The organism is Streptomyces sp. NPDC007983 (genome assembly GCF_042958345.1).
GTDB lineage: Bacteria > Actinomycetota > Actinomycetes > Streptomycetales > Streptomycetaceae > Streptomyces.
Map to the genome: position 1 here is coordinate 541,138 of NZ_JBIBJI010000001.1, position 15,675 is coordinate 556,812.

Consider the following 15,675-nt stretch of genomic DNA (forward strand, 5'->3'; position numbering starts at 1 on the left):
ACCACCCCACACCACCACGGAACGGAGCTGTCCTTGTCACGCCCGCACACCCCCGCCCCCGAGGCCGAGGCCGAGCCGCTGCTCGTCGACGCCGAGACGGATCTGCGGCCGACCCCGGAGGTGGCCGCCGCCCGGCGCACGCTGCGCGCCCACCCGGCGCTCGTCCTGGTCGGCATCGTGCTGGCATCCCTCAACATGCGCGCCTCGCTCGCCGGGGTCTCCCCGCTGCTCGGCGAGATCAGCGGGGACTTCGGGCTGAGCGCGACCACGGGCAGCCTGGTCACCACGATTCCGCTGATCTTCATGGGGGTGGCCTCGCCGCTCGCGCCGCGGCTGGCCCGGCGCTGTGGCACCGAGACCGTGCTGCTGGCGGCGCTGGTGCTGCTGGGCGGCGGGATCCTGCTGCGCGTCGCGCCGCCGCTGGTCGCGCTGTTCGCCGGGTGCGCCCTGGTCGGCACCGGGATCGCGCTGCTGAATGTGCTGATGCCGGGCCTGATCAAGCGGGACTTCCCGGACCGGGCGGCGGCCATGACCGCCCTCTACACGACCGCGATGATCGCCGGAGCGACCGCCTCCGCCGCGGCCGCCGTCCCGCTGGAGAAGGCGCTCGGCGGCTGGCGCGGCTCCCTCGCCTCCTGGTCGCTGCTGGCCGCCGTCGCGGCGGTGCTGTGGCTCCCGCAGGCGGTGCTCGCCCGGCGCGGCACGCACCACGGCCAGGCCGCGGCGACACCGGTCCGGACCGGGGACGGCAAGGGGGACAGGGGCACGCTGTCCCGTTCGCCGCTGGCCTGGCAGGTGACGCTGTTCATGGGGCTGCAGTCGCTGATGGCGTACGTCACCATCGCCTGGATGCCGACGATCCTCACCGACCACGGCATGGACAAGGCCACCGCCGGTCTGGTCTTCGCCTTCAGCACGCTGGTGCAGATGTCCGGTTCGTTCGTGGTGCCGCTGCTGGCCGGGCGGATGCGCTCGCAGCGGCTGCCGGCGGTCGTGGTGGCCGGACTGATGGCGGCCGGGGTCACCGGGCTGCTGCTGGCCCCGGTGGCCGGGGCCTGGGCCTGGGCGACGCTGATCGGTGTGGGGCAGGGCGGCACGGTGGGGCTCGCGCTCACCTTGATGGTGCTGCGGACGAGGGATGCCCACACCTCGGCGCGGCTGTCGGGGATGGCGCAGACCTGGGGTTATCTGCTGGCCGCCGCGGGCCCGCTGGCGCTCGGCGCGGTGCACCAGGCCACGGGCGGCTGGACGCTGCCGCTCATGCTGATGCTCGCGGTGTGCGCGGCGCTGGCCCTGCTGGGGCTGGGCGCGGGGCGCGACCGCAAGATCGCGTCCTGACGCCGACACAGCGTGGCGGCGGTCGTCACGACGACCGCCGCCTCGGGGGGGTACCGGCCGCCTCGTCAACCGAAGGCGGCCGTAGGTGACGTGTCGCGCTCACTCCTCCCCGGCGAGGGTGAGGGAGCGCATCTTCTGTCCCGCATACCAGGTGGCGGCCCCGGTCACGACGATCAGCAGGATGACGCCGGTCGTGAGGCCCACGTCCGAGGTGACCGCCTCGTCCGTGATCTTCTGGGCGATCGCCAGCGACCACTGCTGGACGCTGAGGGTCTTGGCCCCGGCCACCAGGCTGCCGAAGAAGGCCTCCCAGACCAGGGCGTAGACCAGGCCGAACACGACCGCGTGCCGGGTGATCGTGCCCAGCAGCAGGAAGATCGCGCTGTAGGCGACGGACGCCACGGCGGCGGCCACGGCGTAGCCGACCGCCATGTTGTGTCCGTTGCCGTTGAGGATGAAGCCCGCCAGCAGCGTGGGCAGGGCCGAGAAGGCGACCGTGACGCCGATCGCGACGATCAGCTTGGTGACGATGATCGTGGGCCGTTTCACCGGCTTGGCCAGCAGATAGATGACCGAGCCGTCGTCGATCTCCGGGCCGATCGCCCCGGTCCCGGCGATCACGCCGATCAGCGGGACCATGGTGGCGATCGCGAAGCCGCCCAGGAGGGAGTTGGCGGTGGAGTCGTCGACTCCGGTGAGCATCCGTACGGCGAGCGAGATGACCACCAGCAGGGCGGGCAGCAGGAAGAGGATCAGCGCGCGGCGGCGGCCGAGCAGGGCTCGGTAGGTGAGCCGGGCGACGGTGGGGTGGTAGAGCGCGGGCATCGCAGGGGCTCCTTTCAGGCCGCGACGAGGTAGGAGAACACGCTCTCCAGGGACTCGTCGGAGGGCGAGACCGTGAGGAGCCTGATGCCCTGTTCACGGGCGACGCGGGGCAGCAGTTCGGTGAAGCGTGTGAAGTCGACGGCCTGGATGTGGAGTCCGCCGTCGGCGCCGTCGCTCGCGTCCACCTGGATCCCTGCGGTCGACGGGTCGGCGATGAGGGCGGCGGCGAGCGCGCGGTCGTCGCTGGACCGTACGAGATAGCGGTGCGGACGGTCCGTCATCAACCGGCGGATCTTGCGGAAGTCGCCGGAGGCGGCGTGCCGTCCCGCGACGATCACCTCGATGTGCGAGGCCAGTTGCTCGACCTCCTCCAGGATGTGCGAGGAGAACAGCACGGTGCGGCCCTCCGCGCCCATCCGCCGCAGCAGCTCCATCAGCTGCATCCGCTGGCGCGGGTCCATGCCGTTGAACGGCTCGTCGAGGAGCAGCACCGACGGCTCGTGGACCAGGGCGGAGGCCATCTTCACGCGCTGGCGCATGCCCTTGCTGTACGTGGAGATCTTGCGCGCCCCGGCGTAGTCCATCTCGACGGTGTCGAGCGCCTTGCGGGCGGCGGCGCGGGGGTCGGGCAGTCCGTGCAGTTCGGCGTTGGCGATGACGAACTCGCGGCCGGTGAGGAAGTCGTACATCCCCTCGCGCTCGGGGACGATGCCGATGTGGCGGTAGGCCTGCTCGTTGCGCCAGATCGCGGCGCCGTCGAGGGTGACGCTGCCGGTGGAGGGGGCCAGGAAGCCGCCCATCATGTTGATGAGGGTGGACTTCCCCGCGCCGTTGGGGCCGAGGAGCCCGGTGACCCCGGGGCCGATCGTCATGGTCACGTCGTTGACGGCCACGACGTTCCCGAACCAGCGCGAGACGTTGTCGATGGCGATCGTGGTCACAGCCCGACCTTTCGGTAGCGGCGCAGCAGCAGCCCGAACGAGCCGGCGATCAGGCCGAGGAGGACGAGGACGTAGACGGCGCCGGGTCCGGCACCCGGGCCGAAGCCGCCGGGGAACGAGGAGCTGGCGCCGAGGAACGCGGTCTGCACCCCGTCGATGATCGTGATCGGCGAGAACAGTCCGAGCCAGCGCACCGGTCCGGTGGCGTCCTGGGCGAACGCGATGGCCTGGACGGTGGACACCGCGCCGTAGGAGATGGTCAGCACGGCGATGACGGCCGCGACGCCGAAGCCGCGCCGCGGGGTGGCCGCGGCGATGACCAGGCTGATGCCGGCGAAGAGGAGCGAGAGCAGACCCACGGAGACCAGTCCTTGCGCGAAGCCCTTCGTCTGGTCGGCGAAGTCGAGCTTGGCGAGCAGGGCCCCGGCGTACAGGATCACCAGGGGCGAGGCGGTGAGCAGGAAGAGGGCGGAGGCCATGGCGCCGAACTTGGCCACCACGTAGTCCACCGTCTCGATCGGGCGCGAGAAGTAGAGCGGGATGGTCTTGAACCGCAGATCGCGGGAGACGGCCTGCGGCGCCTGGGCGGCGATGTACAGGCCGATGACCGCCTGGAGCATGATCGCGTAACGGGTGTACTCGACCGGGAGCTTTTTGAGGTCGGTGGCGATGGCGACCGAGACGATGATCGCCGCGGGCACGCACATGACGGCGAACAGCAGCATCGGCGCGACCTTGGACTTCGCCGAGCGGCCGAGGCCGTAGGCGCCGCGCAGGCTCTGCGAGAAGAGCGAGCGGCGGGCGTACGCACGGCCGAGCCGGGGGCCGTCGTAGTGGCGGTAGCCGATGTTGTGAATGACGTCGGCGCGCTGCTGGGGCACGGTCTCAGACGGCATCGACGGCACCTCCGTTTCCCTTGCTGGTCGCGTGTCCGGTGCCTTCGGTCCCGCCGCCGCTCTCGCCGTCGCTTTCGGAGCTGAAGATCTCCGCGATGCGGTGGCGGCGCTGTTCCATGCGGATCAGGCCGAGGCCGAGACCGGCGATGGCGTCCCGGACCGTGTCGTACGTCTCCTCGCCCGCGACGTCCACGAGCAGCAGATGGTCGGAGGCCGGTGCCCCGTCCGCGCCGCGGCGCGCGGGCGAGGCGGTGAGCCCGGCCCGGTCCAGGGCGGCGCGCAGCGCGGCGGTGCCGTCCGGGTGCTCGTCGGTGTCGGTCACCTCGACCGCGAGGGAGGCCGTCACCTGGGTGAAGTCGCTGGTGGAGCTGGAGCGCAGCAGCTTGCCGCCGTCGATGACGACCACGTGGTCGCAGGTGCGCTCCAGTTCACCGAGCAGATGCGAGGTGACCAGGACCGAGATGCCGAAGTCGGTGTGGATACGGCGGATCAGGCCGAGCATGTCGTCGCGGCCGACCGGGTCGAGGCCGTTGGTCGGCTCGTCCAGCAGGACCAGCTTCGGGTCATGCACCAGCGCCTGGGCGAGCTTGACGCGCTGCTTCATACCGGTCGAGTAGCCGCCGATGGGGCGATATCGCTCCTCGTACAGCCCGACGTGGCGCAGCGTGTCGGCGGTGCGCTCGCGGGCGGCGGACGGCGGCAGCCCGGACATGCGCGCCATGTGGACGACGAACTCCGTCGCCGACACATCCGGCGGCAGGCAGTCGTGCTCGGGCATATAGCCCACGCTCTCGCGGATGGCGCTGCCCTCGGTGGCGACGTCGAGGCCGAGGACGGCGGCGCGGCCCTCGCTGGCGGGGGACAGCCCGAGCAGGATCTTGATCAGGGTCGACTTGCCGGCGCCGTTGGCACCCACCAGGCCCGTGACGCCCGGTGTGATGTCGACGGACAGCCGGTCGAGCGCGGTGACCCTGGGGAACCGCTTGCTCAGGCTTTCGGTGGCGATCACAGTCACGTGTTCGACGGTAGTGGTGTGAGCCACAGTCCACGTCACCCCAGACGGCTGGATTTCCCTACTCCTCGGGTCTGACACCCCCGTAGGGGGGAGGGGGTGCCGTTACGGCGGCGTCCTGGGGCTTCACGCCCGGGCGGCGTCCGGGGCGAGACGGGCCCGGGCGCGCTCCGGGTAGCGAGCGGTGAACAGGACCGGCAGGACGAACCCGGCGGCCTGCACCACCAGCGGCACCCAGCTGGCCAGACCGGCGGCCACCGAGGCGGCCAGCGCCGCGGCGGTCAGGGTGAAGGCGACCGCCCAGACCGAGGAGATCACCACGTTGATCCGCCGGAACACGGCGGTGTGCCACACCTCGCGGGGCGCCTGCCGCCGGGCGATACCGGTGGTGAAGGGGTGCCCGACCGCAAGCGTCGCCCAGGCGGTGACGGCCAGCCAGCCCATCGACAGCCCTCCGCCGTACTCCTTCAGACCGCTGTCGGGGCGGGCGAAGGCCCAGACGGTCAGCGCCGCGAAGAACAACACCGTGCTGGCCTCCAGGATCAGGGCGTCCGCGGCCACCCCCTCCCTGCGGTACTGGACCAGCAGCCAGCCGCCCAGCACCAGCCCGGCCAGCGCGCCCCACTGCCAGCCCAGCGTCGACACGACGGCGAAGGCGATCCATGGGGCAAAGCCGCGCAGGTAGGTCAAGTCCGCTCCCCGTTGGTCGCTCGTGAGTCCCGCCGACGAGGCCCTGACGAGCCGCGGCGCCGGCCCTGTTGACTCAGCGCGTGCCCCCGGCGGCCATGGGGAAACCCCCCGCGGGCGTCAGAGCCCGGGCGCGCCCCACACCGGGAACCATCGGCTCAGGTCCTGCTCGATCCGCAGATCGTCCCCCAGCAGCGCCCGGGCCTGGAGTTCCAGGGCGTTGTCCCGCTTCTCGGCGGCGCCCGGCAGCGGGGCGAAGGGATAGAACGTGCCGCGCTTGTACAGATAGACCAGCGCGAGCGAACGCCCCGCCGCCTCGTGGAACCCGAGCAGCGAACACAGCAGCTGCGGGCCGAACCCGCCGTCCTGGAGCAGCGTGTTGACCGCGTGCAGGTCGTTCACCAGGGCCGCCACGTCGTCCGGCGGCTGCCGGGCCAGCAGCCAGGTGTAGCCGTATCCGTCCTGGCTGAACTCCACGGGCACCCCGCCCCGGTCGGTGTCCGCGTCCAGCAGCTCCCGTACGTCCTGCTGGAGTCGGCCGAAGGCGCCGCCCTCGACGCTCGCGAAGCAGACCGACCCGAGTCCGGTCGGGGTGAACCCGGCCCCCGCCTCCAGGGTGACGGCGGCCGACGGCAGCCCGAAGAGCTGGTCGAGGTCGGGCCGTACGGGCTTGCTGCGGCCGAGGATGATGTCGAGGAGTCCCACGCGCCCTCAGCTCCTCCCCGGCTGGCCCAGCTGGGCGGCGATGCGCCCGAGCTGCCCGAGCCGCTGTTCCAGCGTCGGGTGCGAGGACAGCAGCCGGCTGAGGCTCTCCCCGGAGAGGGCGGGGGCGAAGAAGAAAGCGTTGAACGGCTCGGCCTTGCGCAGATCGCGGGTCGGGATGCGGGCCATCTGCCCGGTCACCTTGGTGAGGGCGGCGGCCAGCGCCGAGGGGCGGCCGGTCAGCAGGGCACCGGCCCGGTCGGCGGACAGCTCGCGGTAGCGGGACAGCAGCCGGGTCAGCAGAAAGCTGATCGCGTACACGACGGCGCTGACCAGCGGGATCAGCAGGACCGCGATGCCCACGTTGTTGTTGCGGCTGCTGCGGGACAGCCCGCCCCACAGGGCCGCCCGGGTCATGATGCCCGCCAGCACGCCGAGGAACGACGCGATGGTCATGACCGCCACATCGCGGTGCGCGACATGGGACAGCTCGTGGGCGAGAACGCCTTCGAGCTCGTCCGGCTCCAGCCTCCGCAGCAGCCCCGTCGTCGCGCACACCAGCGCGTTCTTCTGGCTGCGGCCGGTCGCGAACGCGTTCGGCACATCCGTGTCGGCGATCGCCACCCGCGGCTTCGGCATGTCGGCCAGCGCGCACAGCCGGTCCACCGCGCCGTGCAGCTCGGGCGCCTGCTGCGGGGTGACCTCCCGGGCGCCCATGCTGAACGCCGCGATCCGGTCGCTGAACCAGAACTGCGCGATGAACAGCCCGCCCGCGATGAGCAGGATCAGCGGCCAGGCACCGCGCAGCAGCGCGATCAGCACACCGACGAAGACCACGTAGAGCAGGCCGATGAAGAACATGGTCACGACCATGCGGGTGGTCAGCCCACGGTCGGGGGCATAGCGGGTACGCGGCATGGGTGCCTCCACAGTCACTGCGGCAGCGGGAGCCTCTACACCCGATTCTGCTCCTCATTCCGGCCTTCGCCGCATTCGCGGCGTCCACGGAATTCCCGGCATACCCGCCGGAACCCGGTGTCAGAGGGCGGCGACCCGCTCCGCGCCCTCCGTGGCGATCTTCTCGAAGACCCCGGGGTCGGCCGCGAAGACCGAATCGGCGATCGGCCAGTGCAGCACGATCTCGTCGATGCCCAGCCGCGCGTGCTCGCCCGCGAAGTCGACGAAGGCGTCCACCGAGCTGAGCGGACGGGTGCCGTCCGGGGTGAAGCCGGTGAGCAGGATCTTGTGCGGCTCGTCCGCGTCCCGCCCGGCGTCGGCGCACGCCTTGCCGAGCCGCTCGATCTGGCGGCCGATGGCGGCCAGCGAATCGGCGGGCGTGCCCGTCTCGAAGAGCTTCGGGTCGCCCGTGGTCACCCACGCCTGCCCGTACCGCGCCGCCAGCCGCATCCCGCGCGGACCGGTGGCCGCGACCGCGAACGGCAGCCGGGGGCGCTGCGCGCAGCCGGGGATGTTGCGGACCTCGCGCGCGCTGTAGTGCTCGCCCTCGTAGCTCACCACGTCGTGCGTCAGCAGCCGGTCGAGCAGCTCGACGAACTCGCCGAACCGGTCCGCCCGCTCCCGCGGCGTCCACGCCTCCTCCGTGCCGCGCAGCAGCGCCGTCGCGTCGAAGCCCGAGCCGCCCGCGCCGATGCCGAGCGTGACGCGCCCGCCGGAGATGTCGTCCAGCGAGATCAGCTCCTTGGCGAGCGTCACCGGGTGCCGGAAGTTGGGGGAGGTGACCAGCGTGCCCAGCCGCAGCCGGGAGGTCGCCGCGGCGGCCGCCGTCAGCGTCGGCACCGCCCCGAACCAGGGCCCGTCGCGGAAGCTGCGCCAGGACAGGTGGTCGTAGGTGTACGCCGCGTGGAAACCCAGCTCCTCGGCGCGCCGCCATAGCTCCCTGCCGCCGTCGGCCCAGCGGTGGACGGGCAGGATCACGGTGCTCACTCGCATGGCGTCGAGCCTAAGCGGTGCCGGTGACAGCGGCGCACGGCCCGGCCCCCGGAGGGCCGCTCATGGGTGCGGTCGAGCGCCCTTCCCGCACCCATGAGCGGCCCATGCGGGAGGATGGTTGCCGTGACTCCAGCGATCGAGCAGCCCGAGAACCCGGCCCCCGGCCGTTCCGCCTCCGCCCCGCCCCGGCCCCGGCTGATCGCCACCGACCTCGACGGCACGCTGCTGCGGGACGACAAGACGGTCTCCGACCGCACCGTCGCGGCGCTCGACGCGGCCGAGCGGGCGGGCATCGAGGTGTTCTTCGTCACCGGCCGCCCGTCCCGCTGGATGGACGTGGTCAGCGCCCATGTGCACGGGCACGGCCTGGCGATCTGCGCGAACGGCGCCGCCGTGGTCGACCTGCACCAGGGCGGGCTGCTGGTCGAGGTCCGCCCGCTGGCCGCCGACCGGGCGCTCGCCGTCGTGGAGGCGCTGCGCCGGGCCGCCCCCGGCACGTCCTTCGCGGTCGAGCGCAGCGGCGGCATCTTCTACGAGCCGGAGTACCCGCCCTTCCACCTCGACCCCGGCGCGATCATCGCCCCCGCCGAGAAGCTGCTCGACGACGGCTTCCAGCACGCCGACACCCCGGTCCTCAAGCTGCTCGCGCACCACAAGGAGCTGGCCCCCGACGCCTTCCTCCGGCTCGCCCGCACCGTCGCGGGCGACCACGGCGACTTCACCCGCTCCAGCCCCTCCGCCCTGCTGGAGGTCAGCGGGCTGGGGGTCAGCAAGGCCTCCACCCTGGCCATGTGCTGCGCCGAGCGCGGCATCGCCGCGGAGGAGGTCGTGGCGTTCGGCGACATGCCCAACGACCTGGAGATGCTGACCTGGGCGGGTACCTCGTACGCGATGGCCAACGCCCACCCGGAGGTGCTCGCCGCGACCACGCACCGCACCGGCGCCAACACCGAGGACGGCGTCGCCGCGGTCATCGAGCGGATTCTGTCCCTGTGAGAACCGGAACCGCCCCCGGCGCCGTGCGGCCGGGGGCGGTCGTGTCCGACCGGGGTCGGTTCACCAGAAGATGACGGCGTACCCGTTGCCGCCCGTGGTGCCGTTGTCGCCCGCGGTGCCCGGGGCGGTGCTGGCGCTGGCGTCGCCGCCGGCGCCGCCATTGCCGCCCGCGCTGGTGTTCGTCAGGGGGAGCCCCACGATGCCGTCGACCGCGTCGCCGCCCTCGCCGCCGGTGAGTCCGGACTCACCGCTCTCACCGGTCCGGTTGACCACGTAGATGCTGTTGCAGGCACCGGTGCCCCCGGTGCCCCCGGTGCCCGGCGTACCCGGGGTCGCACCGGTCGCTCCACCGCCGGCGCCGCCACCGAGACCGCCGCCGGCGATGAGCTGGGTACCGCTGAGGGAGGCCAGGCTCGTCGCGCCGCCGTTACCACCGGCCGTACCCGTGCTGCCGCTCGCGGTACCACCGGCACCGCCGGGACCGGCGGTGCCGCCCGTACCCAGGTCGACCGTGTAGGTGGCGAACGGCGTGACCGGGATGACGCACCAGGTGAAACCGCCGGCCCCGCCGCCACCGCCGGTGCCGCCCGCGGCGGCGCTGCTGGCGCCGCCACCGCCGCCACCGCCGCCGCCCGCACCCCAGGCCTGGATGTGCACCGAGGTGACCCCCGGGGGCGGCGTGAAGGTGCCGTCCGCGGTGAACTCCTGCACCCCGTGAATGATGGTCGGCGGCTTGGGGTGGCCTCCGCCGGTCATCGGGCTGTCACTCGCCTGGGCGGGCGCCATGGTCAGCAGCTGGCTGGAAATGGCCGCCGCGGTCGCGACGGAGGCGAAGAAGACCCGACGGCGCGTCCGGGAGCGCTGAGGAGTAGGACTCTGGCTGTTCACGTGATGACTTCCTTCCCCGCAAGAAGCTGTCGCGGAGTGTGGAGGGATACGGAGGACCGAGCGGCCCGCGAGGCTCATCCCATCCGCGGTTCCGGAAGCCCGCATTCTGACGGACCGATAGTTGGACCGCGTAGGTGAGGAGTTGGGCCGCCCGGGCGATGTACGCCCTACAACGGCACCTGCCAGACCACCGTCGTGCCGCCCCCGCCGGACCCGCTCTCCGCTCCGAGGCCCGGCCCGTAGGTACTCGACCCGCCCAGCGCCTCCGCCCGCCGGGCCAGGTTCGCGAGCCCGCTGCGCCGCCCGCCCGCCGGAACGCCCACCCCGTCGTCCGCGACCGTCAGCCGCACCGCCGGGCGCCCGTCGGCGAGCCGCGCCGTCACGTCCACGACCACCTCGATGCGCGTCGCCCGGGCGTGCCGGAAGGCGTTGGACAACGCCTCGCGCAGCGCCGCGACGAGACTGCTCCCGGCCGGTTCGCCGACCTTCGTGTCGACCGGGCCGATGAAGCTGAGCGACGGCTGGAAACCGAGCGGCACCGCGGCCGCCCCCACCTCCCGCAGCACCCGGGTACGCAGCCCGGACGGCGCGCTCTCCGGGCCCTGCTGCAGCGCGAAGATCGCCGTCCGTATCTCCCGGATGGTGGCGCCCAGTTCCCCGGCGGCCCGCTCGACCTGTTCCCCCACCTCCGGCGCCGGCGCGTGGCGCCGCACGCTCTCCAGCAGCATCCCCGTGGCGAACAGCCGCTGGATGACCAGATCGTGCAGATCGCGGGCGATCCGGTCCCGCTCCTCCAGCACCGCCAGCCGCTCCCGGTCGCGCTGCGCCTCGGCGAGCACCAGCGCGACCGCGGCCTGCGCCGCGAACTGGAGGGCGAGCCTGCGCTCGGTGGCGGTGAACGGCCGGGCGCCGGGGTCGCGCGGGGTCGCGAGCACGCCCAGCACCCGGTCGCCGCCGCTCAGCGGCAGCATCATGTTCGGCCCGTAGCGGCCCAGGACACCGGCGACCGGGCGGGGTTCGGCGGCCGGGTCGTCGATGAACACCGGCTCCCCGGCCAGCAGCCGCGGCACGGCCGGGGACCGGGCCGGGACGACCGTGCCGAGCAGCGCGGCCCCCCGCGGCGGGTCCGCGGCGTCCACCGCCACGATCTCCAGCCCGCCGGCCGCCTCCGGCACCAGCACGATGCCCGCCGCCGAAGCGGCCAGATGACGCGCCTTCTCCGCCACCACCACCAGGGCGTCCTCGGCGTCGCCGGACAGCAGGGAGTGGGTGACGGCCACCGAACCGTCGATCCACCGCTCCCGCTGCCGGGTCGCCTCGTGGAAGCGGGCGTTGCCGATGGCGATCCCCGCCTCCGTCGCCAGCACCTTGACCAGGTGCAGATCGGGCACGCTGAACTCCCCGCCGTCCCGCTTCTCGGCGAGGCACAGATGGCCGAAGGCCTCGTCCCCGACCCGGATCGGCACCCCGAGGAAGGACCGCGGCAACGGATCGGCCGGCAGCACCCCCGCCCCCGCGGACCGCCCGGCGAGCAGCGAGCGGCAGCGCGCCCGGTCCGCCTCGGTCACCCCGTAGGTGATGACATCGGCGAGCCCCTGACCCGCCGCGTCGTTCACGCCGATCGCCGCGCACCGCGCGCCCGCCAGCTCGGCCGCGGTCTCGGCGATCCGGTCGAGGACCACGCGCAGCTCCAGGCCGGTGCCGATGGAGCGCATCGCCTCCAGCAGCCGCGGTACGCGCGCGGTCAGCTCGGTGGACAGCCCCTGGAGCCCACGCGTCGCCTCCGCGGCGATGTCCAGGGGGTCCGGTGAGGGTGCCGAGGCCGCCATGGTCCGAGCCTATTTTTTCCCCGCCCGATCCGCCTCCGGGGCAGTGGCTCGCCCGTCAGGCGAGCGCCACGCGGGGTGGTCCGGCCTCCGCGGCCTCGCGCTCCAGCATGCGGCGGAACGGCCCGTCCGCCGCGGCCAGTTCCGCGTACCGGCCGCGCTGCACCGCACGGCCGCCGTCGAGCACGATCACCTCGTCGACCGCCTCCAGGCCCGCGAGCCGGTGGGTGATCAGCACGGTCGTACGTCCCCGGGTCGCCGTCAGCAGGTCGGCGGTCAGGGCGTCGGCGGTCGGCAGGTCCAGGTGCTCGGCGGGTTCGTCCAGCACCAGCACCGGGAAGTCCGCCAGCAGCGCGCGGGCCAGCGCGAGCCGCTGCCGCTGGCCGCCGGAGAGCCGGGCGCCCAGCTCGCCGACGTGGGTGCCGAGACCGTCCGGCAGCCCGTCCACCCACTCCAGCAGCCGCGCGGCGGCCAGCGCCGCGCGCAGCTCGTCGTCGCTCGCGCCGGGGCGGGCGAGCCGCAGGTTCTCCCGCAGCGAACTGTCGAAGATGTGCGCGTCCTGGGCGCACAGCCCGACCAGCCGCCGCACCGCGTCCCCGTCCACGGCCGCCGCGTCCCGGCCCGCCAGGGTGTACGTACCGTCCTCGGCGTCCAGGAAGCGCAGCAGCACCTGGGCCAGCGTGGTCTTGCCGGAGCCGGACGGGCCGACGACCGCGACCCGGCGGCCCGGGCGCAGCTCCAGGTCGAACCCGTCCAGCGCGCGGGTGCGCTGCCCCGCGTGGCGCGCCGACAGCCCGCGCACCACCAGCGGGAAGGCCGACCGGGGCGGTTCCTCGGTGCCGCCGTCCCGTACCGGAAGCGGCGCGTCGATCACCTCGTACACCCGCTCGGCGGCCCGCCGCACCCGCTGCCGGTGCTGCACCGCGAGCGGCAGCCCGGCGACCGCCTCGAAGGCGGCCAGCGGCGTCAGCACCACGACGGCCAGCCACACCCCGTGGATCCGCCCGTCGGCCACCGCCCCGACCCCGGCCCACGCCGCGACGGCCACGGTCAGACCGCAGACGAGGGCGGACAGCCCGGCGCCCGCGCCGGTGGCGGCGGCGCCCCGCCGCGCGATCCGGGTGAGCACCCCGTCGGCCCGCCGCACCGCGTCCAGCCGGCGCGGCAGCGCACCCGCCACCGTCAGCTCGGCGGTTCCGGCCAGCAGATCCACCACCTGCGCCGACAGCGCGCCGCGCGCGGGCGACAGGCGGCGCTCCGCGCGCCGGGCGAGCGCGCCCGACACGGCGGGCACCACGGCCCCTGCCACCAGCAGCCCGACCGCGAGCACGGCCCCGGCCCCGGGCAGCACCCAGGCGGTGAACGCGACCGAGGCGGCGCTCACGACCAGCGCCGCGCCGACCGGCAGCAGCCAGCGCAGGAAGTAGTCCTGGACGGCGTCCACATCGGCCACCAGCCGGGAGAGCAGATCCCCGCGCCGGGTCTCCCTGAGCCCCGCGGGCGCCAGCCGCTCCAGCCGCCGGTAGACGGCGACCCGCAGCTCGGCCAGCACCCGGAGCACGGCGTCGTGCGAGACCAGCCGCTCGGCGTAGCGGAAGACGGCCCGGCCGATCCCGAACGCCCGCGTCGCGGTGACCGCCACCATCAGGTACAACACCGGAGGCTGCTGCGACGCCCGCGCGATCAGCCACCCGGATACGGCCATCAGCCCGACGGCGCTCAGGAGCGCGAGGCTCCCGAGCAGCAGCGCGAGCCCGAACCGCCCCCGCCCGCCCCGCGCGGCGCCCCGCACCCGCCGTAGCGCACTGGACGCGGCGGTCGGCTCCGCCGAGGTGTCCGGGCTGCCCGCCGCCGCCTCGTACGGCACGGCGGGCGCGGCCGCGTTCGCCGCCTCCGGGCGCGCCTCGGCACGCGCGGGAGCAGCCGTCCGCGCGGCGGCCGTGCCGCTCCCGCCCTCGGCCGGGCCCGCGGCCCCCGGCAGGGCGATGACGCGGTCGGCCAGCGGCAGCAGCGCCGGGCGGTGGACGACCAGGAGGACCGTGCGGCCCTCGGCCAGCCGCCGCACCGCGTCGACGACCGCCGCCTCCGTCGCGCCGTCGAGGTTCGCGGTGGGCTCGTCCAGCAGCAGCACCGGACGGTCGGCCAGGAAGGCGCGGGCCAGGGCGATCCGCTGGCGCTGGCCCGCGGACAGGCCCGCGCCCATCTCGCCGAGCCGGGTCCCGGCGCCCTCCGGCAGCGCGGAGACGAAGCCGAGGGCGTCGGCCTGCCGCAGGGCGTCACGCACCGCGGCGTCGTCGGCGTCGGGCCGCGCCAGCCGTACGTTCTCCGCGATGGTCCCGGCGAACAGATACGGACGCTGCGGCACCCAGGCGATCTGGCGGCGCCAGCTCTCGGGGTCGAGCGACGCGAGGTCGCGGCCGCCTGCCAGCACCCGGCCCCCGGACGGTTCGGCGAAGCCCAGCACGGCGTTCAGCAGGGTCGTCTTGCCCGCGCCGCTGGGGCCGGTGATCGCCACCGTCTCGCCGGGGCGTACCTCGAACGAGACCGGGGCCAGGGAGGCCGCGGCGCGCCCGGGGTGACGGACGGTCAGCCCGTCGACCGTGAGCGCGGCACCCCGGGCGTCGGACGCGGGGAGCGTACCGGCGGCGGCCGGTTCCCGCTCCAGCACGGCGAACGCCTCGTCCGCCGCCGCCAGGCCCTCGGCCGCCGCGTGGTACTGCGCGCCCACCTGCCGCAGCGGCAGATACGCCTCGGGCGCGAGGACGAGCACCATCAGCCCGGTGTACAGGTCCAGTTCGCCGTGGACGAGCCGCATGCCGATGCCGACCGCGACCAGCGCGACGGACAGCGTGGACAGCAGCTCCAGGGCGAAGGAGGACAGGAAGGCGAGCCGCAGCGTCTTCAGCGTGGCCCGCCGGTAGTCGGCGGTGATCGACCGGATCGCAGCGGCCTGGGCCTTGGCGCGGCCGAAGACCTTGAGGGTCGGCAGTCCGGCGACGACGTCGAGGAAGTGGCCGGACAGCCGGGACAGCAGCCGCCACTGGCGGTCCATCCGGGACTGGGTGGCCCAGCCGATGAGCACCATGAACAGCGGGATCAGCGGCAGGGTGGCGACGATGACCACCGCCGAGACCCAGTCGGCGGTGACGATCCGGGCGAGCACCGCCGCCGGGACCACCACCGCGAGACCGAGCTGGGGCAGATAGCGGGCGAAGTAGTCGTCCAGCGCGTCGATGCCACGGGTGGCGAGGGTGGTGAGTTCGCCGGTGCGCTGGGAGTCCAGCCAGCCGGGGCCCAGCCGCACGGCCCGCTCCAGCAGCCTCAGCCGCAGCTCCGACTTGACCGCGGCGCTCGCCCGGTGCGCGGCCAGCTCGGTCAGCCAGGAGACGGCCGCCCGGCCCCCGGCGATCAGCGCGAGCCAGATCAGCGGCGTGGTCAGGGCGCCGGTGCCCTCGCCCCGCTGGAACGCGCCCACCACGATCTCGGCGATCAGCATGGCCTGCGCGATGACGAGCCCGGCCCCGGCGAGCCCCAGCGCCACGGACGCCGCCAGGAAGAACCGGGTCGCCCGCGCGTACCGGAGCAGCCGGGGGTCGATTGGTTTCACGTGAAAC

At 74.0% G+C, this 15,675-nt stretch carries 13 protein-coding genes; 2 read left to right on the plus strand and 11 right to left on the minus strand.

Going from position 1 to position 15,675, the window contains the following annotated elements:
* The first annotated feature begins 33 nt into the window (after positions 1-33).
* Entirely contained in the window at positions 34-1,338 is a 1,305-nt protein-coding gene (locus ACFZCY_RS02575) for an MFS transporter (protein WP_391168780.1), read from the plus strand.
* A gap of 99 nt (positions 1,339-1,437) precedes the next feature.
* Here the strand turns inward: ACFZCY_RS02575 and ACFZCY_RS02580 are convergent, their stop codons facing one another.
* From ACFZCY_RS02580 to ACFZCY_RS02615, 8 genes are all read right to left on the minus strand, one after another.
* On the minus strand, positions 1,438-2,163 hold the full coding sequence (locus tag ACFZCY_RS02580; protein ID WP_391168782.1) for an ABC transporter permease subunit: 726 nt from the start codon (positions 2,161-2,163) through the stop codon (positions 1,438-1,440).
* Between the two features lie 14 nt (positions 2,164-2,177).
* Positions 2,178-3,104, minus strand: a complete 927-nt coding sequence (locus ACFZCY_RS02585) for an ABC transporter ATP-binding protein (RefSeq protein ID WP_055546056.1) — start codon at positions 3,102-3,104, stop codon at positions 2,178-2,180.
* Positions 3,101-4,000 carry an ABC transporter permease subunit gene (locus ACFZCY_RS02590; protein WP_391168783.1) on the minus strand — a complete coding sequence of 300 codons (900 nt, stop codon included), beginning with the start codon at positions 3,998-4,000 and terminating at the stop codon, positions 3,101-3,103. The genes ACFZCY_RS02585 and ACFZCY_RS02590 overlap by 4 nt, the downstream gene beginning before the upstream one ends.
* A complete protein-coding gene (locus ACFZCY_RS02595) occupies positions 3,990-5,042 on the minus strand; it encodes an ATP-binding cassette domain-containing protein (RefSeq protein WP_391168784.1) in 1,053 nt (350 codons plus the stop codon). Before ACFZCY_RS02595 ends, ACFZCY_RS02590 begins: the two co-directional genes overlap by 11 nt.
* Positions 5,043-5,138: 96 nt before the next feature.
* Positions 5,139-5,702: a hypothetical protein gene (locus tag ACFZCY_RS02600; protein ID WP_391168786.1), complete on the minus strand. Its 564-nt coding sequence runs from the start codon at positions 5,700-5,702 to the stop codon at positions 5,139-5,141.
* A 117-nt stretch (positions 5,703-5,819) separates the two neighbouring features.
* Positions 5,820-6,404: a hypothetical protein gene (locus ACFZCY_RS02605; RefSeq protein WP_391168787.1), complete on the minus strand. Its 585-nt coding sequence runs from the start codon at positions 6,402-6,404 to the stop codon at positions 5,820-5,822.
* 6 nt (positions 6,405-6,410) lie between these two features.
* Positions 6,411-7,319, minus strand: a complete 909-nt coding sequence (gene htpX, locus ACFZCY_RS02610) for a zinc metalloprotease HtpX (protein WP_391168789.1) — start codon at positions 7,317-7,319, stop codon at positions 6,411-6,413.
* Positions 7,320-7,439: 120 nt separating this feature from the next.
* Entirely contained in the window at positions 7,440-8,351 is a 912-nt protein-coding gene (locus ACFZCY_RS02615; protein ID WP_391168791.1) for an LLM class flavin-dependent oxidoreductase, read from the minus strand.
* Between the two features lie 114 nt (positions 8,352-8,465).
* On the opposite strand from ACFZCY_RS02615, the gene ACFZCY_RS02620 reads away from it, so the two are divergent.
* Complete coding sequence (locus ACFZCY_RS02620) at positions 8,466-9,347, plus strand: Cof-type HAD-IIB family hydrolase (RefSeq protein WP_391168793.1); 882 nt, start codon at positions 8,466-8,468, stop codon at positions 9,345-9,347.
* Positions 9,348-9,407: 60 nt separating this feature from the next.
* Here ACFZCY_RS02620 and ACFZCY_RS02625 read toward each other — a convergent pair whose 3' ends face one another.
* From ACFZCY_RS02625 to cydD, 3 genes are all read right to left on the minus strand, one after another.
* Positions 9,408-10,235: a hypothetical protein gene (locus ACFZCY_RS02625; protein WP_391168795.1), complete on the minus strand. Its 828-nt coding sequence runs from the start codon at positions 10,233-10,235 to the stop codon at positions 9,408-9,410.
* Between the two features lie 167 nt (positions 10,236-10,402).
* Positions 10,403-12,064 carry a GAF domain-containing protein gene (locus ACFZCY_RS02630; protein ID WP_391168797.1) on the minus strand — a complete coding sequence of 554 codons (1,662 nt, stop codon included), beginning with the start codon at positions 12,062-12,064 and terminating at the stop codon, positions 10,403-10,405.
* Between the two features lie 55 nt (positions 12,065-12,119).
* A complete protein-coding gene (cydD, locus tag ACFZCY_RS02635; protein ID WP_391168799.1) occupies positions 12,120-15,668 on the minus strand; it encodes a thiol reductant ABC exporter subunit CydD in 3,549 nt (1,182 codons plus the stop codon).
* Positions 15,669-15,675 lie beyond the last annotated feature (7 nt).